This window comes from Pseudomonas sp. H3_E07 (assembly GCF_054668895.1).
Genome location: NZ_CP162795.1, coordinates 5,972,761 through 5,994,580, shown reverse-complemented (window position 1 = coordinate 5,994,580; position 21,820 = coordinate 5,972,761). Strand labels below are relative to the sequence as shown.

17 protein-coding genes, 1 tRNA gene and 1 pseudogene are annotated in these 21,820 nt (G+C 54.8%); 11 read left to right on the top strand and 8 right to left on the bottom strand.

All coding sequences use genetic code 11. The annotated features are described in order from the left end of the window. Positions 1-21: 21 nt before the first annotated feature. Together AB4O08_RS27755 and fabF are read right to left on the bottom strand one after the other, a co-directional pair. Entirely contained in the window at positions 22-402 is a 381-nt protein-coding gene (locus AB4O08_RS27755; RefSeq protein ID WP_034105287.1) for a RidA family protein, read from the bottom strand. 65 nt (positions 403-467) lie between these two features. Beyond that, complete coding sequence (fabF, locus tag AB4O08_RS27750) at positions 468-1,736, bottom strand: beta-ketoacyl-ACP synthase II (RefSeq protein ID WP_460114594.1); 1,269 nt, start codon at positions 1,734-1,736, stop codon at positions 468-470. A gap of 109 nt (positions 1,737-1,845) precedes the next feature. On the opposite strand from fabF, the gene AB4O08_RS27745 reads away from it, so the two are divergent. The 3 genes and pseudogenes from AB4O08_RS27745 to AB4O08_RS27735 all read left to right on the top strand — a co-directional run bounded on the left by AB4O08_RS27745 (position 1,846) and on the right by AB4O08_RS27735 (position 3,804). Beyond that, positions 1,846-2,334 carry a winged helix-turn-helix transcriptional regulator gene (locus AB4O08_RS27745; RefSeq protein WP_010210461.1) on the top strand — a complete coding sequence of 163 codons (489 nt, stop codon included), beginning with the start codon at positions 1,846-1,848 and terminating at the stop codon, positions 2,332-2,334. Positions 2,335-2,448: 114 nt separating this feature from the next. After that, a pseudogene (locus tag AB4O08_RS27740) lies at positions 2,449-3,168 on the top strand (PAS domain-containing protein); the annotation flags it as partial. A gap of 51 nt (positions 3,169-3,219) precedes the next feature. Then, a complete protein-coding gene (locus AB4O08_RS27735; protein ID WP_370737450.1) occupies positions 3,220-3,804 on the top strand; it encodes a methyl-accepting chemotaxis protein in 585 nt (194 codons plus the stop codon). A gap of 110 nt (positions 3,805-3,914) precedes the next feature. On the opposite strand, the gene AB4O08_RS27730 is transcribed toward AB4O08_RS27735, so the two are convergent. Both AB4O08_RS27730 and AB4O08_RS27725 read right to left on the bottom strand, forming a co-directional pair. After that, on the bottom strand, positions 3,915-5,237 hold the full coding sequence (locus AB4O08_RS27730) for an OprD family porin (protein ID WP_460114593.1): 1,323 nt from the start codon (positions 5,235-5,237) through the stop codon (positions 3,915-3,917). Between the two features lie 357 nt (positions 5,238-5,594). Next, positions 5,595-6,464, bottom strand: coding sequence for an isocitrate lyase/PEP mutase family protein (locus tag AB4O08_RS27725; protein WP_010210455.1), 870 nt, complete (start codon positions 6,462-6,464; stop codon positions 5,595-5,597). Between the two features lie 245 nt (positions 6,465-6,709). On the opposite strand from AB4O08_RS27725, the gene AB4O08_RS27720 reads away from it, so the two are divergent. Both AB4O08_RS27720 and AB4O08_RS27715 read left to right on the top strand, forming a co-directional pair. Then, positions 6,710-6,784, top strand: a tRNA-Lys gene (locus AB4O08_RS27720). Between the two features lie 55 nt (positions 6,785-6,839). Continuing rightward, positions 6,840-9,128, top strand: a complete 2,289-nt coding sequence (locus AB4O08_RS27715; RefSeq protein WP_460114592.1) for a hypothetical protein — start codon at positions 6,840-6,842, stop codon at positions 9,126-9,128. An 857-nt stretch (positions 9,129-9,985) separates the two neighbouring features. Here AB4O08_RS27715 and AB4O08_RS27710 read toward each other — a convergent pair. Both AB4O08_RS27710 and mauJ read right to left on the bottom strand, forming a co-directional pair. After that, positions 9,986-11,191, bottom strand: coding sequence for a hypothetical protein (locus AB4O08_RS27710; protein ID WP_460114591.1), 1,206 nt, complete (start codon positions 11,189-11,191; stop codon positions 9,986-9,988). Between the two features lie 521 nt (positions 11,192-11,712). After that, a complete protein-coding gene (mauJ, locus tag AB4O08_RS27705) occupies positions 11,713-13,053 on the bottom strand; it encodes a methylamine utilization protein MauJ (RefSeq protein WP_460114590.1) in 1,341 nt (446 codons plus the stop codon). Positions 13,054-13,402: 349 nt separating this feature from the next. On the opposite strand from mauJ, the gene AB4O08_RS27700 reads away from it, so the two are divergent. Next, positions 13,403-14,365, top strand: a complete 963-nt coding sequence (locus AB4O08_RS27700; RefSeq protein ID WP_460114589.1) for a hypothetical protein — start codon at positions 13,403-13,405, stop codon at positions 14,363-14,365. Between the two features lie 622 nt (positions 14,366-14,987). Here AB4O08_RS27700 and AB4O08_RS27695 read toward each other — a convergent pair. Next, positions 14,988-16,514, bottom strand: coding sequence for a phosphorylase family protein (locus tag AB4O08_RS27695; protein WP_460114588.1), 1,527 nt, complete (start codon positions 16,512-16,514; stop codon positions 14,988-14,990). Between the two features lie 51 nt (positions 16,515-16,565). Beyond that, the gene (locus AB4O08_RS27690) at positions 16,566-17,444 is read right to left on the bottom strand and encodes a WYL domain-containing protein (protein WP_460114587.1); all 879 of its coding nucleotides are present in this window, start codon (positions 17,442-17,444) and stop codon (positions 16,566-16,568) included. Between the two features lie 276 nt (positions 17,445-17,720). Here AB4O08_RS27690 and AB4O08_RS27685 point away from each other — a divergent pair, with 276 nt between their 5' ends. The 5 genes from AB4O08_RS27685 (at position 17,721) to AB4O08_RS27665 (ending at position 21,701) form a co-directional block, all read left to right on the top strand. After that, positions 17,721-18,665: a CBASS oligonucleotide cyclase gene (locus AB4O08_RS27685; RefSeq protein WP_460114586.1), complete on the top strand. Its 945-nt coding sequence runs from the start codon at positions 17,721-17,723 to the stop codon at positions 18,663-18,665. Then, a complete protein-coding gene (locus tag AB4O08_RS27680; protein WP_460114585.1) occupies positions 18,662-19,153 on the top strand; it encodes an HORMA-1 domain-containing protein in 492 nt (163 codons plus the stop codon). The genes AB4O08_RS27685 and AB4O08_RS27680 overlap by 4 nt, the downstream gene beginning before the upstream one ends. After that, positions 19,150-20,046, top strand: a complete 897-nt coding sequence (locus AB4O08_RS27675) for an AAA family ATPase (protein ID WP_460114584.1) — start codon at positions 19,150-19,152, stop codon at positions 20,044-20,046. The genes AB4O08_RS27680 and AB4O08_RS27675 overlap by 4 nt, the downstream gene beginning before the upstream one ends. A gap of 153 nt (positions 20,047-20,199) precedes the next feature. Then, positions 20,200-20,760: a 3'-5' exonuclease gene (locus AB4O08_RS27670; protein ID WP_460114583.1), complete on the top strand. Its 561-nt coding sequence runs from the start codon at positions 20,200-20,202 to the stop codon at positions 20,758-20,760. 236 nt (positions 20,761-20,996) lie between these two features. After that, complete coding sequence (locus tag AB4O08_RS27665; RefSeq protein WP_078833756.1) at positions 20,997-21,701, top strand: DUF6710 family protein; 705 nt, start codon at positions 20,997-20,999, stop codon at positions 21,699-21,701. Positions 21,702-21,820: the final 119 nt, after the last annotated feature.

The window sequence follows — 21,820 nt, the reverse complement described above, 5'->3', positions numbered from 1 at the left end:
AAATGCCTGACCGGCACCCACTCAGGCCTGAGCGGCCATCGCAGTCACTTCCACGCGCATGCCTTCTACGGCCAAAGCGGCAACGCCAACGGCCGCGCGCACGGGCCAGGGCTTGGCAAAGAAGCGTTTGTAGACCTCGTTGAAGGCCGCGCGATCGGCCATATCCGTCAGATAAATGGTCAGGTGCATCACCCGGTCCATCGAGCTGCCGGCCTTTTCCAGGGCGACTTTCAAGGCTTGCAGGGTGCATTCGCTTTGCTGGGTGATATCGCCCAGCTCCAGGCTGCCATCAGCACGGGTCGGGATCTGGGTGGACACCAGGATGCCATTGAAGCCGATCACGTCGGAGGAAATCGAGTCGGCATCGGGGTCCGGGGTGTAGTGCAGGTCGTGGTTGGCCATGGGCGCCTCTGGTTGGCAGGTTCAGAAAGGCGCCCATGGTCCCCGAAATTGACGACAGGGGCAAACTACGCCCAGCGGCGGAACAACACGCTGGCATTCACGCCGCCGAAGCCGAAGCCGTTGGACAGCGCGTATTCGATCGGCATCGGGCGGGCTGCACCGCGCACCATATCCAGGCCATCCGCAAGTGGGTCGGGGTTTTGCAGGTTGAGGGTGACCGGGGCAACCTGGTCGCGCAGGGCAAGCACGGTGAAAATGGCTTCAATTCCGCCCGCAGCCCCCAACAGGTGACCGGTGGCGGATTTGGTCGAGCTGATGGCCGGACTGCCTTTGGCGCCGAACACCGTGTTGATCGCCGCCAGTTCGCCTTTGTCGCCCACCGGAGTGGAGGTGGCGTGAGCATTCAAGTACTGCACCTGGGTTGCATCGATTCCAGCCTGGCGCAAGGCCTGCAGCATGGCGCGTCGCGCACCGTCGCCATCTTCCGGGCCGGCCGTCATGTGATAGGCGTCGGCACTGGTGCCGTAGCCCACCAACTCCGCAATCGGCTGTGCGCCACGTGCCAGGGCGTGTTCGAGTTCCTCGATGACGAGCATGCCGGCGCCTTCGCCCATGACAAAACCGTCACGTGCCTGGTCGAATGGCCGCGAAGCCAGCTCGGGTGTTTCATTGAAGTCGCTGGACAATGCCCGTGCCGCCGCAAAGCCGGCCAGGCTGACCCGATGAATTGCCGCTTCGGCGCCGCCACATACCGCCACATCGACTTCACCGGCACGAATCATCCGTGCCGCGTCGCCAATCGCCTGCACACCTGCCGCACAGGCGGTCACCGGTGCGCCCAGCGGGCCTTTCAACCCATAGTTGATCGACACATGCCCGGCGGCCATGTTGCTCAGGAAGGAGGGGATGGTGAACGGCGACAACCGCCGTGGGCCTTTGCTATCGGTGGTGCGTACCGCATCGGCAATTGCCGGGAAGCCGCCGACACCCGAAGCGATGATGGTGGCAGTACGTTCCTGCGCTTCGGGCGTCACTGGCGCCCATCCGGCCTGCTTCAAGGCTTCATCCGCCGCCGCCAGGGCGAACAGGATAAAGCGGTCCATCTTGCGCTGTTCCTTGGCTGCCAGCAGTCGATCGGGGTCGAAGCCGGCTTCTGGATCCTGCTGCACGCTTTGTACCTGGCCACCGATGCTCACGGCCAGGTCTCCGATCAGTTCTTCCGGTAGCCGGCGAATGCCCGACTGCCCGGCCAGCAGGCGTTGCCAGGTTGACTCCACGTCAGCACCGAGCGGCGTCAGCGCGCCCATTCCTGTCACAACGATGCGTTTATTCATGATCAATCGACTCCGGTTGCGTTGAGGGAACAGACCCTATGGACGTCACTATCATCATGAAAGTAACATGGCGTCACGCAAATAGGCACCGCTCAAAGGAATCCCGCCCATGCAACGCAAGTCCCTTACCCGCGACGAATGTCCCATCGCCCGCAGCCTTGAGCGGGTAGGGGAGTGGTGGAGCATCCTGATCATGCGCGACGCACTGCAGGGCCTGCGCCGTTTCGATGAGTTTTCCCGCAGCCTGGGCATCGCGCCCAATATGCTTACGCGCCGCCTGAACGCCCTGGTAGAGGCCGGCATGTTGGAGCGCCAGGCCTACAGTGAAAGGCCGCCGCGCTATGAATATGTGCCGACGGCCAAGGGCGAGGATTTCCGCATGGTGCTGATGTCGCTGGTAGCCTGGGGTAACCGGCATTACGCCGAGGAGGGCACCAGCGTGGAGTTGGTGGAGCGTGCGACGGGCACGCCAGTACAGCCAATGTTGGCCCGTGCGGATGGGCAGCAGGTACCACTTGACCAGTGCATGTTGCAGGCCGGCCCGGCGGCGAGTTCGGGCATGCGCGAACGCCTGGCCTTGCTCGATGCAAAGCGCTGATCAAACGAGTAGTTGACGCCAGAAAATAATCCCTCCAGCGCGCGTAAAGTCGCGGATTTCCGAGCCGATAGCAAGTAGAGACACAGGGTTCTCCGCACGGTTGAGGGTAAGTCCATGTTCAACACAGCACTCAAGACAGCACTGTCGGCCAGGACGGCCGAAGTCACCGAGTTCAAAGGACTGATCGCCGCACTGGAACGCTCCATGGCCGTGGTCGAATTCGACCTGAACGGCAGGGTGCTGCGGGCCAACGACAACTTCCTCAACACCCTGGGCTACAACGCCAGTCAGTTGACGGGTAAATCCCACCGTGACTTTTGCCCGCCAGCACTGACCAGCAGCCCGGCCTACAGCCAGTTCTGGAGTGATTTGAAGGCGGGCAAGTTTGTCTCGGGTACCTTCAAACGTGTGGATAGCAACGGCAACACCATCTGGTTGGAAGCCAGTTACAACCCGGTGCTGGATGAGCGCGGCCAGGTGTTAAAAGTGGTCAAGTACGCGCTGGACGTGACCAGCAAGGTCGAGCAAGAAGCGGCCACCCGCAGCAAACTCACGGCGCTGGACCGGGCAATGGCGGTGATTGAATTCGATTTGAATGGCCAAGTGCTGGACGCCAACGTGAATTTCCTCAATGTGATGGGTTACACCTTGGCGGAAATCAAAGGCAAACATCACCGGCTGTTTTGCGAACCGGCGCTGATCAATAGCCATGAATACACTGACTTCTGGCGTCGCTTGAACAGCGGCGAATTCTTCGCTGGTCAATTCAAGCGCCTGGGCAAGCAGGGGCGTGTGGTATGGCTGGAAGCCAGCTACAACCCGGTATATGACGGCGACGGCAAGCTGACCAAGATCGTCAAGTTCGCCAGCGACATCACCGAGCGCGTGGAAAAGTTCGAAGAAGACTCCCGAGGTGCGTCGCGGGCTTACCATATCTCCTCCGAGACCGAGCGCTTTGCCGAACATGGCACCCAGGTGATCCAGGAGACTGCCAGCGAAATGCGCCGCATCGCCGACAACATCGGCGCCTCTGCGCGGCTGGTGGGGCAACTGGGCGATCGTTCCGAGCAGATCACTGCCATCGTCAACACCATTCGCGGGATCGCCGACCAGACCAACTTGTTGGCCCTCAATGCGGCGATCGAGGCGGCGCGCGCGGGGGATCAGGGGCGAGGCTTTGCGGTGGTGGCCGATGAAGTCCGGCAACTGGCCGGGCGGACCAGCCGCTCGACGGCGGAAATTGCCGAAATGATCGGCATGATCCTCTCGGAAACCCGTGACGCAGTGACCAGCATGAACGCCACCCAGGAAGGCGCGCAACGCGGCGTCAGCCTGGCTGATCAGGCGGGTTCGGTGATCCTGCAGATTCGCACCAGCACCAGTGACGCCGTGGAGGCGGTGAGCATGTTCGCGTCGAAGCTGGATGAGTCGGAAGTCATTCCCAAGACCGCAGTGGGTTGGGTGGGTTAACGCCCCCCAATGGGAGGCGCGAGCATGCTCGCGAAAAACGCCCGGGCAACGCGTAGATTCAGGATGTACGCGTTATCCTTGAGGTTATTCGCGAGCAAGCGCGTGCCTACCTATAGCAGGGTAAACGGATAGTCGACGATCAGCCGCAGCTCGTTCAGGTCGCCATCGCGCTGGTCGGCGTTTGCTGCCACGATCGCATCACGCACGCGCAACGACAGGTTTTTCGCCGGACCACTCTGGATCACGTACTTGGCCTCCAGGTCCGTTTCGTGGTGCGCGCCGTCGTCACCGTAGTCGCCCGCATAGGCGCTGTGATCCGGCGTGTGGGTGCCATTGATATCCGAACCGTTGATATAGCGCCCCATGAAACTCAGTCCCGGCACGCCATAACTGGCCATGTTCAGGTCATAACGGATCCCCCAGGACTGTTCGCCCGGCCCGTTGAAGTCCCCCCATTGCACCGAGTTGGCCAGGTAGACCGAGTCGCCGCCTTCGCCCGCGCCGTTGTTGCCGGTGCCGATGTAGTCAAACGGTGTGTCGCCATGCACTTTCTGGAACGACAGCGTCAGCGTATGCGCCTGCAGGAACGAGTACGCCGCCGCCAACGAGTAGGTGGTGTTGTTGATCGCCCCGGCCTTAGCGCTGCCGGTGTCGAGGGTGCGGTAGAGGTTGCCGTCCAGCGCGAGTGACTGGTCATGGGCCAGCGAGACCACGTAGTTGAGGTTGGTATAGTACTGGCGCCAGATGTCTTCCAACTCACCGGCATACACCGTTGCGCTGAGGGATGGGCTGAAGGTGTACTTGCCCCCGAGGAAACTTGCACTGTTGGCCGCGATATTGGCGTAGGTCGCGTAGATATCGTGATCATGGTTGCTGGTCATGCCACTGTTGGTGCTGGTGAAGTGCCCGGCTTCCAGGTCCAGCCCGGCGATTTCGCTGCTGGTCAGGTCGAAACCGGTAGCGGTCTGCGGCAACAGGCGCGTGCCGCCGGTGGCGAAGACCGGGGCGGTGGGCTGCATGTCGCCGAATTTGAGCTGGGTCTTGGAGACTTTGATCTTCACCGCCGCGCCCACGGAGCCGTAGGCGTCTTCGGGGTCGCCATGCCGGTCGGTCGGCAGGTTGCCGGTGCCGGCGTCCGCGTGGGTGGCGTCAAGTTTCAACCCGCCATAGGCGTAGGCGTCAACGCCGAAGCCGATGGTGCCCTGGGTGAAACCCGAGGCGTAGTTGAGCATCGCGCCCTGGGTCCAGTCGATGTTATCGGCCCGTCCGCCTTCGCGATTGCGATTCATGTAGTAGTTGCGCAACAACCCGGTGACGCTGCTGCCCTCGATAAACCCCTTGGAGTCCGCCTGGTCGGTGACCGATTCGGCAAACGCCATCTGACTGATACCGGCACACACCGCCAGTGCTAACAGGCTCGACTGTTTAATCATGTTGTGACTCCCCCGGAATAATGAGCGCGCGCGCAGAAACACTGCACTTATTGGCTGGCGCATAAAGGTGTATGGGCAGATGTTTGCAGGTGAGCTGTTAGGGTTTTTTATTGTGTTCGGCGTGGCTGCCGAGCTTGATTCTAAGCACAGTCTGCGCGGCCTGCAGCGGGGGACCGGATGAAACTCGATTAATTAAACTTCACTCTTTTTAATCGCCTGCGGGTGTAGCGTGGGGGCTGTCTTAGCCGCTCTGCTTCGACAAAATCCTTTGGTTGCCGCCGCAGAGTCTGCGGCGGATTTTTTTGCGTGGGCGGCTGATTGGAACTGGTTTGTATAAGGAAAGCGGAGCGGGGCGCTTTACTCTTTTACATCCATGAATTCTTCAGCCCATGCCACGTAGCTTTCCGGCAAGGTATAGGTGTGCGTCAGCTCGGTGGCACTGAGGTTATCGGTGCTGTGGGTCAACTGGCGCTGGGCTCGCAGGCTGTCGTAAGTCGCCTTGATCGCCGCAAAGTAAGCACCGTGACCGGCAACCACCACGCGTACGCCGAGGCTCGCCAGGCGCTTGGCATCATTGAGCTTGGGATTGCCATAAGTCACCAGCATCAGCGGCACCGTCAGGTTCTCCGCGATCTTCTCCAAATGCTCGAAATCCGCCACACCGACCATGCAAATTCCATCGGCGCCGGCTTGCTGATACGCCAGGGTGCGCTCGATCACAGCTTCGGTCGGCAACACGCCGGCATTGGTCCGGGCAATGATCGACAACTGCGGATCAACACGGGCTTCCAGCGCGGCGCGGACCTTGCCGATGCCTTCTTCAATAGAGATCAGGTCAGTCGACTTGCGGCCGAATTGCGCAGGCAGCAACGTGTCTTCAATCGTTAACGCGGCCACACCGGCACGCTCAAGTTCTTCGACGGTGCGCATCACGTTCAGCGCGTTACCGTAACCGTGGTCGGCATCGGCAATGAAAGGCAGTTGGGCGACACGGCCGATACGGGTGGCTTGCTCAACGAACTCACTCAGGGTGATCAGCGCAAAATCGGGCGCGGCCAATACCTGCAACGACGCAACGGAGCCACCGAGGATGCCGACTTCAAAACCCAGGTCCGCGGCGATCCGCGCCGACATCGGGTCAAAGACGGAAGCGGTTTCAACGCAGGTTGGGGTGGCAAGCAATTCACGGAATTTGCGGCGCAGGGCTGAGTGAGAAATCTTTGGCATGGGCTTTCCTGGTTCTGGTCATCGTCTTGTGACGATCAATGTCTATTCGTGGTGGTGCGAGATTAACATGCAGGAGCGCGCGGGATGATGACGTTTCAGCATTGGAGGGTATGGAGTGCGGGTTTACGGTTGGGGAGAAGTTACACCAATATTTTCGAACGGGAGTAATCTTTGTATGCGTCACGAGCGGCAACGTTTTCAGTCTTCACATTCGTTTCGTTGCGAGTAGACAATGTGCGCTCTGTTCCGGGGTAGTTCAGCGGTAGAACACTCGGCTCTTAACCGGGTGGGCGCTGGTTCGAATCCAGCCCCCGGACCCACTACATCGCAGGGTCAGAAGGACATATGTCCAGGCACGATAGGGAATCGGATGCAATGGCCGGCATAAACGCCGGTTATGCGGTCTTTCAGTTATCTCGAGCATTGACCTCATCGGGTCTAGACACTGAGAAAGCGCGTGAACGGATTGAGCGCTGGCAGCAGGTGGTCGAACACATGGTGCAGGGCACCGCGCTGTATGGCTCGCGTATACCACTCGTGGATGTGCCTGAATGGGTCACACTGGAGGTAGTCACGGGTGGTCTTGCCACTGGACAGTATCTGGCCGGTGGTGCACTGACCGAGTACGAACGGCGGATGGCCGCCTCAATCCCAGGCATCCGCCCTGGTTTTGAACGACTTGATCTCAACACCTGGCACCTTACGGATGAGGGGATCGAAGCCCTGCAAAAGCAACTGGTGAACAGCGACTATCGGATCGATGTACCAGAAGAGGCAGCGCTACTGTACGTGGCTTGGCTGTTGGGACAGCAGCGCACGGAGGAAGCACGCAGACTGATTGAGTCGATCGCATCTTTTTTTGAGCAACTGCGTTTCTTTCCAATGGCTTCTGACGGGCTACCGCTCGCGGCGGTGGAAGTGCAGATCTTCGATGTCGGCGATATCAAAAAGCTGCTTTCAAAACTCCCTGCGCAGCAGCGTCTGGCGGTGCAAAAACATGTGGTCGTGACTCGGTTGCCTTTCTACGATGCAGCTATCTCGCTCTTCCTCTTAACGTACCAGGATGATTGGCCTTGTCGGCAATATCCTGAAGGCTGGCTTGAGCAGGCGAATGCGCTAAGTAGTCAGTTCGATGCATCCGGTAGCAATGACATCCTCAACGTTGAACCTTTCAGGGGCCGGGTAGGGGAGTTGTACGCGTTGCTAAGGCTCTGCTCCCGTGACCCAATCTCGCTGACAGGGCGTCAAGTCGGACGTATTCGGCGGATCGTCAATGATTTCGTGTGCAAACATGGTCATCCCGAATCCGAAAATCATCTACAGAGCCGAGCCATACAGCGCCATCAGGTGGCCGCGCCCGAGCATCATCTGATCGCGAAGGCGGTTTCTGAGCGTCTGACCAGCTATACGAGCTCGGAAGGCATCTCTGATTTTTCGTCCCTGTTGGAACCGATTACCAATGAGGAGGCGAAGGCATATTCGCTGAAAACCGGTGTCGCCATTCCACCAGCAGTTCGCCGACGCCTCGAGCGCTGTCGAAAGGGAACTATCAGTCAGTTGATTGACAAGGGATTGATCACATCTGGGGATACCGTGGCGCGAGTACTGCCAGCGATGACGGCCGAAATCTGCAGTGCTGGATTTCGCGATACGACACTGCGCACGTTGTCTATCGCAACGTCTCGTGCTTTTCGGCGACGCCGTTCATTGCTACTGCTCAACCTACAGAGCCAAGTCAAAATCAGTGAGTTGCCTTGGGTGGCGGCCGTTGAAGGTGAACGAGAGGCACACACTGTCGCCGTTGAGGGAGCCAGACAAGCCTTGATCGAATCCTCGGCAACAACTCTCGCTGCTTTCCCTCAGGCAATCCTTCCGAACAAGCTACTTCAGGAGTTTGGTTCGCTTGCTGTCACGGCGAAGCTGGATCTTCCTTTTGTGGAGGAGGTCGCGGCAGACATTTTCATGGGAACCTTTTCGAATAAATTCGTGGAAGCAGCCAGGCGAGCGGCCTCGTTGATAGATGGCACCCTTTACGCCCATTATTACGACATCGACACGAACCAACTGGCGATCCTTCCCGATAAGCCGAAATCAAAGAGCAGAAACTATTTCCAGCGTGACTTGGATACCAGTGATGCATTGGCGAAGCTGTGCGCACAGCGGGCTAATGCACCCTCGGGTGGATGGCATTCAGCAACCAACGGCAGGATCATCGAGCAACAACAGATTTTGACAACGCAAAACCTTTCGCTTCTGTTTGGTGATCTCGGTTTGAAAGCGCTGCTACATCATCGCTTGGGCTCACTTGCTCAGGAGTGCTTCCAATGGATATGCATGCGGCAGCAGATGAAAATCAAGTTCTATCACTCTAGCTTGGTGATGCTCAAAAATACCGCTTATGCCTGGCGCCAGATGGTGTTTTATTTATCCATGCAGGATGACGCCGAGAGGCGTTGCGCAATCGATAGTATCGAAGCTCATTTCACGGCTCAACCCATTGCATTCCGAGAGAGATTTCTACCGGCAATTATGGGGTTGCGTGTAGCAGCTTCCGGGCTCCCGTTGACCCTGAACCGCCGGAAAAGTGAGGGTGTTCAGGTTTTTCTCGGATGGACCACCGAACGACATTGGTTGTTACCATCGCAAACGAATGACATCAGTTAACCGCTCGGCTGTATCGATGAGGCGTGCTTGAACGCCTCAAAAGCGATATCTGTATATCTGGCTGGAGTTCTTGTACAGACGGGGCAAAACTTTCATGCATACATCAGGACCGAAGTCAGGAAGGACGTCCAACGAGAAGAGCCTGAACGTCTGCAAAAATCGGAAAGTGGTGGCGCGTAACCTCAAGCACAAGTATAGAAAGTTCCACCCTGACACATCATTTAACTTGTGGGCGATGTCATTTGTTTATAAGTGGCTCATGGGCCTAAAATTGCTGACTCAATGCTCTCAAAATTAACGTAATTGTTCATCGATTGATGTTCATAGACCTCGTTTCCGCCCGCCTGAGCCTTGCCGCCCCAACCTATGACAGTTCCGATTAAGGGGTGAGGGATGCTGGTTTTCAGAAAACACGCTTTGGGATCTGGATTGGAAAACGATGTTGCAGGGCATACGGCCTTGATCTGGGCCCTAGAAAGCCGAACAGAAGCGGATCAAGATCGTCGTCATGGATGATTGCCTTGTACGTGCTGTTCTCCTGGTCGGACAGCTCTTGGCACACTATCCACGTTACCATTTTGTGGATCGTAGGGTCAGACAACGTGTGTTTTTGGAGGGTAGGCAACGATGAATTGGTCATCTCATTTCCTCTGTATATAGTCGGGAAATAAAGACGACGAGGATGGCAGGGTCAAGGTGATGAGCAGATCGAGGAGAGCGTTTCCGACGAAAAAGCGTAACCTCTAAGCATACCCTTAAAAATTAGCCGCACGTTACGTAAGGAGTTGCTGGGTAGAAAGATTCTTCATTATTTTATAAATGTGAGCGCACAATAGCTACGCTCACGCTAACTAACTTTAGTAAGAGTATTGAGCGTCTTGCATCATGTCGTAGATAGTGGAAAGTCGCTTCGTATCTTTGAAGCGCTCGGCAGTCAAAAGCTCTGTAAGCGCACCACGCATGAATTGGTTTACAATGATGTTGTCGTTAGACATTTCCTTATCCCCACCGTGAACAATCGCTGACCGCATTCCATAAACCTTCTTGGTCAGCTTCGCAACGTGCTTCCGTCCGTTAACATCTTTCGCCACGATAAATGCAAACAGGTCGGCAACGTTTTGACCAATGCTCTTCTGGAAGAGAGCTCCGTCATTGTGGGAGAACAAAACTTCCAGTGCTATACAGGTGTAGAGTATTGAGTTACGCATGTCCTTGGTTGACGCCGACTCACCAAGGGCGAGGGCGGTATTTAAAATCCGCGCCTCCAGATCCTGAAGCTTAGCGCCTGTGTGTTTGCGTTCGTATAGCCCCCAAAGCTTTCCTAGCTCCTCACGCGACGTAAAGAACGGATTGTTTACCGGAATTTTCTCTATCGTTTTGTTCCGGATATCGCCCGTCGACATGAAACCCTTGGCGTCGCGAATTTGGTAGGAGTTAGTGCTCACATACATCAGCTCATGAGACATATCTGGCTTTAGCGGAAGCCCGGTCTCAATCAATATGCTTTTGTCCTGTTTTCCCGCCAGAAAAACGATCAGCTTGCCAAAGTTAAGGAATGCGTTTTCGGCCTTTTCATAAGCGATTTCTTTATCGTAAACTTCGCTTATAATCGTGCTAATGTACATGCCTTTTTGGTTTGCCAAAGGCATCTCCAAATCTTGCAGATATCCAAAATTAAAGCACGCCAGCTCGAACTCACGTACGCCATCGTCTAGGCGAATGCCTGAAATGGGAACCGTGATCGTCATCGACGTCGGTTGTTGCTCCAAAAACTCCGAAAAAAATATCTCAGCGGAAACGGGGATTTCTCCAGAGCGTTTGATTATTGGTAAGCGGTCTTCAATGAACTTGTAGATCGTTTTACGACTGAATCTACTTGCTACTGTCGAATTTTCGATTGCCAAAAGCTCGAGCACTATAAAATAGGTATTACGATCCGTTGCAATAATCGATGTCCCGTCTAGCGATGTCCAAGACTTATACGATGTTTCCTTGATCAGGTCATCAGTGTTGATAAGTCTCAAGAGCTCCATCATGGCGCTCATTTTTTCTAAAAAACCCATCGCAATACTCCTTTACTGATCATCCTTCAATTGCCGTTCGCTTGCTTACTAGGCTTCCGCCGTAACCATATCATCTGATCGTTACAGGTTGACGCGATGTAATTTCGAGATTTTTCAGAATGGCCGGGTAGGTATCGCCCAGCGGAGGGCGCTTCTGAGTAAAAATCATCTGTAAACGCAAAGGCTTGGGCCTGTCAGCGGCGGCTCCATCCGTATTTCGCATAGTCTCTCGCCACAATCGCTGCAGCTTCAGAGGCAACCCGGTGAAAGGTGTTGTCCTTCGAGCCATCACCGAATTCGTTGATTCCTCGGGTGACTAGGACGGGTACTTCCTGTTTCCTGCAGGCTTCGTAACCCCATGAGCCTCCATCTCTGCAATATAGGCTTTATCGTAGGGGCCTCTGAAGCTTTGGAAAACCGAGCGGTTGGCAATGAGGCGAGGTCTTACTACCGAAAAAGTCTGGCGTGCCCTGGTCATTTCAAGAAGCTCGGTGCGTGCGGCTTGGCCCTGCGTTGCCTGATCAACCTGTGGCCTCGTCTCCCGATTCAGGTACGTCCTTCAAGAGCTCCTGCAGCCCAGTGAGGTTTTGCTGATGGCCAGTGAAATCTGGGCTCCAATTGACCGGCAACATGTAGGCTTCTGATTTGCCCATTCGGTGCTCTCGGTCGGAAGACCAAATCTCCACCGAGCCATTGCAGTACATGAAGAATTTGAACTGTTCAAGAGCAATCTCGGCCTGAATGTCGCTCCGGCTCTCGCGCCTTGTGTTAAGTAATACGCATCCTCGGATGGGGTCGATGATGAGCCGCTCATTTCTGAAGTCCATCCAAAATTCAATCGCCACTTTGCCATTAGGAGATTCGAGTTTGACGCCAAGCCTTCCTTCGTTCATCCCTCCGTCTGTCATGCGCATTCCACCGAGGTGAACACACGACTTACCTTTTCGAGCCATTACGTAGAAGTCATCTGGAAGTATGTACTCGCGGCCCTCGGCAAGCTCACCTCTCCGAAGTGCCTCCAATTGCTCGTTGTCGAACAGGGTTCGAAAACCCTCCAGCTCGTAAAGGTGATCGCGCTCATATGACGAGGGAGGCCGTACACCAAGCCGTTCATCCATTGCCAGCTCCGCGAGATGGCGCATCAGCGGCTTATCGAAATGGATTCGTTGGTGGTCATCTGGATCGTCTGGATCGACGATATCCTCGCGCTCAGCATGAGCGATCGCATGGCGTCCTTGTGTGGCCAGGTATTGGGAGATATTTTCGCCATGCGCCTCCAGCTCTTCACTCCGAGAGATCGCATCTCTATCCGTCATTTGGGGCAATGTCTGCTCGATCCATGGCCCTCGTTCCCGGCCATTTGGAAGAGAGCGTGCGAAAGCCTTATAGAAACCTAGAAACGAGTAAAAGGGATTGCCGAGTGACAGCCCTTCACGGTAGTAGGCCAGCGCCTTTCGAGCCTCATCGCTCTGCGGAACATGAAGGTTCTCGTCTGAGAAATACTCGGTGATAGCGTTGTTCAGCATCCTGCCCACGCGGAATGGGCTGCTACCGCCTCCCCACATGACAATGTCAACCTTTTTGCCTTCGCGCCAAGCGATAGCCGTCGCCAAGCGCATGACAGCTGCACGACCCTCATTTACAGATAGCCCATAGCCGTTTGCTCGAATCGCAATCGCCGGAAGGCTACGGTGCTGGCCGTCGATTACTGCTGGCTGCAGGAGGAAATCAAGACCCTCGAATCTGACGATTTGAGGACGGTTTGGCCAGAAGACCTGGGTCTCTAGTCCACCTACCACCCATTGCCCTCGCTGGTTCTGGTACCGCTCGGCCAGTTCGAAAGGATCGTCGGTCGCCAGCATTGAAGAGCTCCTAAAAGTTGGTGGCCGCGGTGCGCCACTCCAGATTATATTCAATTTCCATCAGCGGGGCGATGTGCTTGCTTCGAGCGAAAGCAAGTTATCTAATGGACAAATGAGCATAGTCGTGCTGAGTCAATATGTAATAGGGAGGCGGCAAATAGCAAAAGTTAAGCTTCATATGAGTATCTCTAGAGGTGATGACTCGTTTGCTGATTTCTATAGCTTGATGGCTGGGTTAGAGCAATGATTGCTTGGTCGTTACAAAGGGTGATGTGTGCGCGCGGATATGAGTAAGTGCGTCACTGAAATTGAAATTTATGTTACTACCTTAGATTGAGAGAGTGGAGAGATGTCAATCAGTTGGCCGGAGCTTGATGGCTTTATATCCCGGGCTATACAAGGCAATATGATTCAAGCGTCTAGGCGGCTTATATTCACCCACTGCAATGAAGAGCTGGAGAAGCGGGGATTTTTCTTTGCAGATGTGCTTTATAACTTTGGCGGTACGGGGCTGTTGATAAAATATGAGGAGAAATTTTTTCTTATTACGGCGCAGCATGTTATAAAAGCTCATTACTCGGAGCCTCAGAATGAGTCGCCATTTTTCACCAACGCCTTAGCGAAAAGTCAGTGGGATGACGTGAGCAAGCTCCTGTATCCAATACGAGGTTGGGAAATCGGCTCGTTGATTAAGAGCGATATCCCATGGATTGATGATGAGGATATTGTGCTTGTAGAGATGGGGCAACCGATGCCAGGGGGATACCCCGAACACTTCTTGGACTTTGATACCCCAGATAGTTTTGGTTACCTGAGGCGAGATGAATTCCAGGAAGGATTGATATTCCTAGCAGCAGGGTATCCCATCGAGGAAAATCATGTAATGCCTGCTGAAAATGGCGAGCATGACTTTACCACCAATCTTCATCGTTTTACCTATCCTGGTTTCTGCACAATGGAGAACGGAAACCCCTACCTCAGGTTTGAGCGTGAATACACTCATGAAGAGATGAATGGGGTGAGCGGTGGAGTTGTTACAAATGTAGAACCTAACGCTGAGCAGACGCGGTGGGTGGGTATGATACAGAAAGCTGGAAATGGAACGCTTCGTTTCTATCCGGCCTATTTGATTCTGCCAGCAATCTTGAAATACAGAGAAGCGCAGACGTATGTTATTGATCCGGCTGCCAATCTCGTAGATTTGGAGATGCAGGCTACTCTAGAGGCGATACAAGCCAGAAAAGAACTTAACGAGATGATCAGGCAAATGGGGGAGCGTACAATTCTCCAGCAAAATCGTAACGAGGTTTAGCTTTGCCTACCTTGTGGGCCTTGGGGGTTACTCAGGGCTCAGTGTGGGGTGCAGGTTCAGAGACGCGAGCCAAAGTACAGACTGGTTTTCCCATGCCTAGTGATAACAACTGTCCAGTCCAGCTCAAGCAGCCGAATGATACGACGCCACCGGCGCCGTGCCTAAGGCAATGAAGAGGTATCACCGAGCCCAAGGACGTAAAGTGGGAGCCCCTGGCGGTTCACAACATCGGACTTGGCGTGCTTCGAGGCTATCTGACAGGAGAAGGGAAGCTGCTTGTAAAGAACACCTCGGAGGCTAACCTCGTCGGTTTCGTGCCTGGAGGGGCGCGCCCTATGGGCGAGTACATGAAAAATCCAGAGAATGCCCTCATCGTCGCTGGCCCGCAGGCGTTTGCGAGGGAGTGGCTGTATGAGGGTCGGTACAATGAGAACGCCGATGCGTCCACCTATCCGTCCTTCATTTTCGCACGTAAGGGGTGAGGGCACCTTACTAAAGTCAGATGCCTCCAGCCCCGAGCCACCATCAACACTTAAGTATGGATAGTGGCGGAAGATACGTCACCGACGTGCTTTCGCACCGAACGCCTCATATAGGGGGGGTCGACATTTGGGCCTGGTATTCAGTGACCTTGAGCCCGACTCCAGCCGTGAATGATGTAGTCAACGACCACAATGGCAGCAGCATCGGACGCCACTTTGTGGAAAAGATCATCCTTTTTGTCGTCGCCGAAATCGCTGATTCCTCGGACGACCAAGACCGGGACGTTTTGTTTCTCGCAGGCATCCACGACACCATAAGCCTCCATCTCCGCGACACAGGCTTTATCGTGGATCTGTCGTAGCCGTGCGAAGAATTCGGAGTCTCTAATGAGTTTTTCCCCGGACACGATCGTTGCAGTGGAAGCTTTGAATTTTGGTGCGACTTCGCCAGCTGCGGACTCTTTCGGCATGCTCACACCTAGCGCCTTTGCGCGCTCCTGCAAGCGGTCGGAGAGTGACGGAGAAGAGAAGTAGGTGCTGAGATCCTGAAGCGTCGCCATTCCAGGCCGTTGCATCTCAGGGCGCGCCGCCAGGACACCATCTGCCAACGCGGCAGCGCTTTCGTAATACACAACGCGCTCCGATACGATGGCCTCACCCAAGGTCATCTTCCCTCGCAGCCCGCCAGCGATGCCCATCATCAGCACTTTTTTTGGCTTCAGCTCTGACAAAAGCTGGGTAGTTATGTTGCCGGCGTTCACATTACCTGCCGAACCTAGCGAAGCGATCGCACACGAAACAGGGCCATCGTGTCTGTCCAGGATCGTCGTCCAATAGTGGATGTAGTTCGCAGAGCGCCGATGCGGCGTCTCATCCTGAATCCCGCAGGCAAGCTTGGCTGAGGCCAGTTCAACTGACAGGGCAGTCAGAATCAGAACATCTGGAGTCCGGGAGGCTTGTTCAGCTTCTCTTTCTGCTTGGAATAGCCCCACGGTCATCTCTGCCAGCTCTTCCAGCGGGAAAATAGGTTCTTGCAAAGAAAGTGTCCCCAGTTCCCCTTTCACTTGCTCTCCAGTGATTGGAAACATCGACAGTGGGTCACTGAAGAACGCTTTATGCAAGCCGATCGCCCCGACACCATCATCGCTGAAGCCTCCGACCTGCAAGTCGAAGGGCAGAACGGGTAGGCGTTTTCTGCGCATTTTGTGCGCCCGATCGGATACCCCACGGCCTCCACCGATGGCAATCATCGCAGTGGCCACTTCGACTTGCTCATCCCCGATATTGCCGCCGGTCACAAGGTCATCATCGATATAGATGATCTCTGCGAACTTCTTGGCCTGCAGTCGCCGAATGAACATACGATGCTCTTCGGACATCTTCTCCGACATGGCTTTGAGAGATGTGACGATCTTCATCTGGCGTGCCGGTGTGTAATTCGAGGCAAGCGCGCTTGCCTCGTTAGCTACCGTCCAATCGAAGGTAAGCAGGTCACCATCATCATTTTTGGGTTCACCGGCAAGGTATACAACAAGTCCGCCATTAGCGTCCAAGATGCTTTTGGTGAGCGCCCGGGTGAAGGCGTGGGCCCGATCGACGAAACGCTTCTCCGTTTTGTGAGAGATGCTGCCCGCGATCAGAATGAAATCATTTTCAAGGTTTGCCATCGTGACAATTCCGGTAGCTGAGGTGTTAAGTGTTGGCTAAATTTTTATGGGTTAATACTGGAGTAGTGCCCTAATCTCGTCCTTGTTTTTGAGGGCGAGCTGGATGACTTCGGGCTTCTGGCCGGCCTGATCGTCATTCAGGTTAAGCTGGAACAGCAGGTACAAAAGCAGCGCTCGACGGCATTCGAGATGCATCTCACCCTGTTCCATCAGGAAGTCGGCCTCAATCAGTTGGTGCTGCGCCGCGCTTAGGCCTGGGTGTGGGACGAGAACGACATCCACGATAGTGTTCCACGCGTAGTCCTCATCAGCCCGCTCCCGATCTTGCCCACCATATTTGCAATACTTGATACGGGTCAGAGAGAAGTCCCGGAAGGCCTGACGTTTGTGACAATAGGCCCGGACGTGCCAGCGATTCCCGTCATGAACCAAAGCATGAGGAGAAAGTCGCCGCTCTCCACCTTCAGGGTCTGTCAGTGACTGATAGAAGACCTCAACGTAACCTTTTTCGCGAATCGCGCGCAGGATCTCCCCAACAACGTCCGCGTTGAGTCGACGGCCCAGTTTGGGAACGGCGGCTACAGGGGACTGCCAACCCAGAAAGTTTCCATATGGGATCTCTGGCTGTACGGCCACGCGAAGCAAATCATCCAGGTAGCGCTCGACCGAGGTAGATCGGAAAACGGCTTTGAATGCATCGGTTGCTCTGTAAACCCTTGCCCGCGTGTCGTACTCCAGGTTGCTCTCGGCAAGCTTGCCGTACTCAGTAATATCCAGTGATGCCTGTGGCACTGATATTCCGAAGAAGTCAGTGAGGCTGCTTCGGTTGATCTGACCATCCCACCGCAATCGATAGTCGATGAATTCCAACCGGCGTTCCTGTCCCCAACGTGCTCCTTGCCGTCCCTTGCTGTTAGGTTGGTCGTCCATGGGTCTGGATTCGTTTGTCATGATCGAAACTCAATAGCGTATAAAAACTAGACTGCATATAAAAACTATGCGTATAGTAATCATACGCTAGCGAGTTGGAGTTCGCAATTTTCCTGGCTGTATCTTCGGATGATGCAGGACGGTTGAGCCGCAGGAAGCCGTAGGGGCAATTTGGGCATAGCGCTCGAGTTGCTGCGCCATCTCGTCCGTCGGCATGTGGTTGAGCCGCTGGTAGGGAGGCTTCGCGATTAATACATTTCCATGAGGGGGCGGCAGATGCCACTTACCAACAATCAGATCAAGTATTACGACAGTAACGTGCTGCGCCTGCCAAAGGACAAGCGGGAGACCTACAACGCTCAGGTCGACCGCCTAATCGCAGCGCTGAAGGACAGCCTGAAAAAGCAGGACAAAATCACCATCAAGAAGGTGGTGAAGGCCGGATCTTTTGCCAAGCACACCATCCTGCGGCCTAACTCCCAGTTTCCAGCCGACGTTGACGTGGTCTTCTACATCAGCGGGCAGAAGGTCGATGAGGAAACCTTCGGGACACTGAGCCAGAAAATCTACGATGCGCTGATCAAGCTGTACCCGAACAAATCTGTTGAAGACTTCGAAATCCAGCGTAAGGCAGCCAAGGTCACCTTCGTAGGTACGGGACTTGAGGTCGACATCGTTCCGGTCATCGAAAACCCAAACAAGGAGGGCTACGGCTGGCAGTTCGACCGTGTCGATGGCACGAAAACCGAGACCTGCGCGCCCTGCCAAGTGAAGTTCGTAAAGGATCGAAAGGATGAGGATCCGGACTTCCGCACCCTTGTGCGTATGGCCAAGCAGTGGCGCAGCTGGAAGGGCGTTCCTCTGAAGTCTTTCCACATTGAGCTGATTATGGCCCACGTGCTTGAAGTGAACGGGAAGGCCGGCTTGCTTGAGAAACGCTTCCGTGACTTCCTTCTGTACATCGCAGAGTCCGGGCTGAATGAGGTCATCAAGTTCCCCGAGAACGGATGGGTCTCTCAATTCTCTGATACGGTCGTAATCATCGACCCGGTTTGCGATACGAACAACGTCGCGAGCCGCATCACAGAGGAAGAGCGTAAAGAAATCGTTCAGATCGCTCAGGAGTCCTGGGAAACCGCGCACTTTGCATCGCTTGAAGATGATCTTGAGGTGTGGAAAGAGCTTTTCGGCAAGGGCCTCAAGGTGGAGGCCGCAATATGAGTTCTACCTCCACCCAAACCAGCACCTTCACCACTACTGATATTGAAGCGGTCATGCGGCGTATCACGGCTGACCTCGTGATGATCGCTTCCAGCAGCGGCGCGATCACCGAAGCCGAGGCTCGTGAGTGGGGGCATGACATTGAGGTTCTGGCCAAGTACGGCTACCTCGAGTATGTCGATGTCACCCTGTTGAGCTACGGGGTCGAGTACAAGGCTGCGCGATTCTACGTCAATGAGTCTGGCTCGCTTGCGAACCAGCGGCCAGGAAATGCCCTCTGGCCAAGGCTCTCGAGCCCAAAACTGCGGATTGTTCTCGGCACCACTGACGCCTACGATTCGAAAGCTCAAGAAAATATGGCCAGCAAAATGAAAGGCAGCTGGTCGACCAATTACGCGGATATTTCTCACTCCCAGCTGACCCAGAGTGGTGGGCGTGAATACTCTAGCAATGGCTTTGGCATGGAACGTAAGGACTACACCCGATGAGCACAACCTCCGTTTTTGACTCGGCCATTGAGCTGCCGGACATCCAGCTGACTGATCGCGAGAAAAGGTTGCTCGGGTTTTCTGGCCGCTATGAACGTGTGCAGAACCAGCTCCAGCTGCTGCTGAACCAAGGCCAGTTGTCCGAGTGGAGCAAGCAGCATCATAAAAGTGTGCTGCCGATCTGCAACCTCGTAGCCGATCAGTATCCCCTGGTGATCTTCCATGGCGACGTTGGTACCGGGAAAACCGCAACAGCGGAGTGCATTGCTAACCGTATAGTCCTGGATTCGCGCGCTGAGGACTCGGTTCTGTTCAAGCTGAGCAACCGCGTTCGTGGCTCCGGTAAGGTCGGCGAGATGGGCACTCTCTTGACCCAGGCTTTCGCGGAAGTCGCCGAGGCAGCGGGTAAGAAGCGCCGGGCAATTCTGATTATTGACGAAGGTGACTCGATCGCGGCCTCCCGATCGCAAAGCCATAGCCACCACGAAGACAAGGTGGCAGTGAACACCTTGATCCAAGGCGTAGATGAATTGCGCAAGTACGGCGGCCGAATCGTGGTGATCTTGTGCACCAACCGGCTCTCCGTTCTTGACGCAGCGCTTCGTCGTCGTGCAGCTATCGTTGAAGAGTTTACTCGGCCCGATATCGCTGAGCGGAAGGAGCTGTTCAGCATGGACTTGGCAGGCATGGGCCTTTCTGACAAGGAGCTGGCTGAGCTGGCTACTGTCACTGGTGAGCGCAACGGTCAGCCCGTATGGACTTTTTCAGATATTCGGACTCGTTTGTATCCTACTGCGATGGCAAAGGCTTTTCCGAATAGGCCGCTGACCTTCCAAGATCTGACTGACTCGATTCTGTCTATGCGGCCGTCTCCAGTGATGGAGGATAAGTAATCGACCAAGACCATGATCGGCGAAACGGTTCGGTGGGGCAGGGGCAACCTGCCTTCTCTCCCATCGTATTTGCCTGCCGATAATTTCCAGCATTTTGTGTCTGGTAATGGACGCTGTGGTTGTCAGCCTGGCAACTGCTCAAATGGGGTAACTATGAACGCCGACAAAGAAATTTTCGTTTCCGTAGATATTGAGGCTTCAGGCCCAATTCCCGGGAAGTACAGCATGCTGTCAATCGGGGCATGCTTGACTTCAAACCCGGAGGAGCAGTTCTCTTGCTACCTGAAACCGATCTCTAAAGAGTTCGTTCCTGCAGCTCTGGAGGTGACGGGCTTGTCCTTGGATAAGCTGCGTAAAGAGGGCTTGGAGCCCGCTGAGGCGATGTCACAGTTCAAGGCTTGGGTTGAGTCTCTTGCCGGTGCAGACCAGTCGGTAGTGTTCGTGGGCTTCAATGCATCCTTCGATTGGAGCTTCGTGAATTACTACTTCCACCAGTACCTCGGTGAGAACCCATTTGGCATTGCAGCGTTGGACATCAAATCGATGTTCTTCGGTACTGCCCAGTGCACCTGGAAATCGACTCGGTCGAGTGAGATTGAAAAGGTCGTTAGCCCTGAAACGTCTGGAAATCACGATGCTTTGGACGATGCCGTGTATCAGGCAGAGCTGTTCAATTTGATTCGACAGAAGCTGGTTGCTAGCAAGCGCTCGTAAATTTTTGTGGGTGGATTGCCAAGCACTTTACTGTTACCACCTTGGCTTGAGGGCTTAGCCGGTGATCAGAATGGGCCATGGTGGTTGCTGAAGCTGGGATTGACACTGAAATCGTGTATCTCAGGAAAATCAATGGACAATCGAAAATAGCAGTGGGTGTGATTGATCCGTTAGACGGTGCGCGCTTGTGGGCCGCTTACCGTTGAATAGGAGGTATCACTCCAAAAGAGGGCTCCATGTACACAACCGACAGCACCAATATTGCGGTATACAACCACCTCATGAAGGTCGCTAAGGAGATTGCGCTGACCAATCCAAAAGGTCTTCCTGATTTGATCCGCGCAATCCTCAGGCCGCTTCAGTCCGAACATCTGCTAGCGGTAGCTGAACGTGGTCAAGACGCGCTGCCAAACCTTGATGGTGCTTGGTTCTTTGGATCAGCCGTGCGCGACAGATTATTCTCCACCTCTGGATCTCGCTGGCTTGGCCGACCACTTCCCCAAAACCAGTACGTCCTCAAGCTTTCCCGGGATATCGTGCTTCCATGGCCATGGAGTCTCCGAGGTTACGTTTCAGCTCTGGCGACTATTGGTTCCGCCAAAGCACCCGTCGCCATGAGCCAGACATCTACAAGGCCCTACAGCCGTAACTATCAAGGGCCGTGGGTTCAGGACGATAATCATAGTGTGCATCTTTGGTTACCTTGGGGTATCGGTTTTGTATATGGAGGGAATCACTCGATCGCTGCAGGGATTCTGGCTGGAGAGGGTGAGGTCATCCCTGAAAAGGTGTACGACATGAGTCACCTCTTGGACAGCCTTCACTGCGACGGGGCGTATTTCTACGAAGCGGACAATGGAGAGAAGGTCGAGGCTGTTATCGACGTAAGGCGCGCTGCAGTTTTTGAGATTGGTAGGCTTATGGGTGCACAACACTCGTGAAGGCTGCATTGAAACCATCGAGAATCGCTGTGGGAGCTTGATCGTCTGCCGCTGTAGACATCGCGATGAGGTATTTAAAAGGTGCTCTATCTAGATTCTGCTTAGCATTCCAATGGGGT

Excerpts from the sequence above, each read along its gene's own strand:
- AB4O08_RS27755 (WP_034105287.1), bottom strand. The coding sequence starts at position 402 with ATGGCCAACCACGACCTGCACTACACCCCGGACCCCGATGCCGACTCG.
- fabF (WP_460114594.1), bottom strand. The coding sequence starts at position 1,736 with ATGAATAAACGCATCGTTGTGACAGGAATGGGCGCGCTGACGCCGCTC.
- AB4O08_RS27745 (WP_010210461.1), top strand. The coding sequence starts at position 1,846 with ATGCAACGCAAGTCCCTTACCCGCGACGAATGTCCCATCGCCCGCAGC.
- AB4O08_RS27730 (WP_460114593.1), bottom strand. The coding sequence starts at position 5,237 with ATGATTAAACAGTCGAGCCTGTTAGCACTGGCGGTGTGTGCCGGTATC.
- AB4O08_RS27725 (WP_010210455.1), bottom strand. The coding sequence starts at position 6,464 with ATGCCAAAGATTTCTCACTCAGCCCTGCGCCGCAAATTCCGTGAATTG.
- AB4O08_RS27715 (WP_460114592.1), top strand. The coding sequence starts at position 6,840 with ATGGCCGGCATAAACGCCGGTTATGCGGTCTTTCAGTTATCTCGAGCA.
- AB4O08_RS27710 (WP_460114591.1), bottom strand. The coding sequence starts at position 11,191 with ATGGGTTTTTTAGAAAAAATGAGCGCCATGATGGAGCTCTTGAGACTT.
- mauJ (WP_460114590.1), bottom strand. The coding sequence starts at position 13,053 with ATGCTGGCGACCGACGATCCTTTCGAACTGGCCGAGCGGTACCAGAAC.
- AB4O08_RS27700 (WP_460114589.1), top strand. The coding sequence starts at position 13,403 with ATGTCAATCAGTTGGCCGGAGCTTGATGGCTTTATATCCCGGGCTATA.
- AB4O08_RS27695 (WP_460114588.1), bottom strand. The coding sequence starts at position 16,514 with ATGGCAAACCTTGAAAATGATTTCATTCTGATCGCGGGCAGCATCTCT.
- AB4O08_RS27690 (WP_460114587.1), bottom strand. The coding sequence starts at position 17,444 with ATGGACGACCAACCTAACAGCAAGGGACGGCAAGGAGCACGTTGGGGA.
- AB4O08_RS27685 (WP_460114586.1), top strand. The coding sequence starts at position 17,721 with ATGCCACTTACCAACAATCAGATCAAGTATTACGACAGTAACGTGCTG.
- AB4O08_RS27680 (WP_460114585.1), top strand. The coding sequence starts at position 18,662 with ATGAGTTCTACCTCCACCCAAACCAGCACCTTCACCACTACTGATATT.
- AB4O08_RS27675 (WP_460114584.1), top strand. The coding sequence starts at position 19,150 with ATGAGCACAACCTCCGTTTTTGACTCGGCCATTGAGCTGCCGGACATC.
- AB4O08_RS27670 (WP_460114583.1), top strand. The coding sequence starts at position 20,200 with ATGAACGCCGACAAAGAAATTTTCGTTTCCGTAGATATTGAGGCTTCA.
- AB4O08_RS27665 (WP_078833756.1), top strand. The coding sequence starts at position 20,997 with ATGTACACAACCGACAGCACCAATATTGCGGTATACAACCACCTCATG.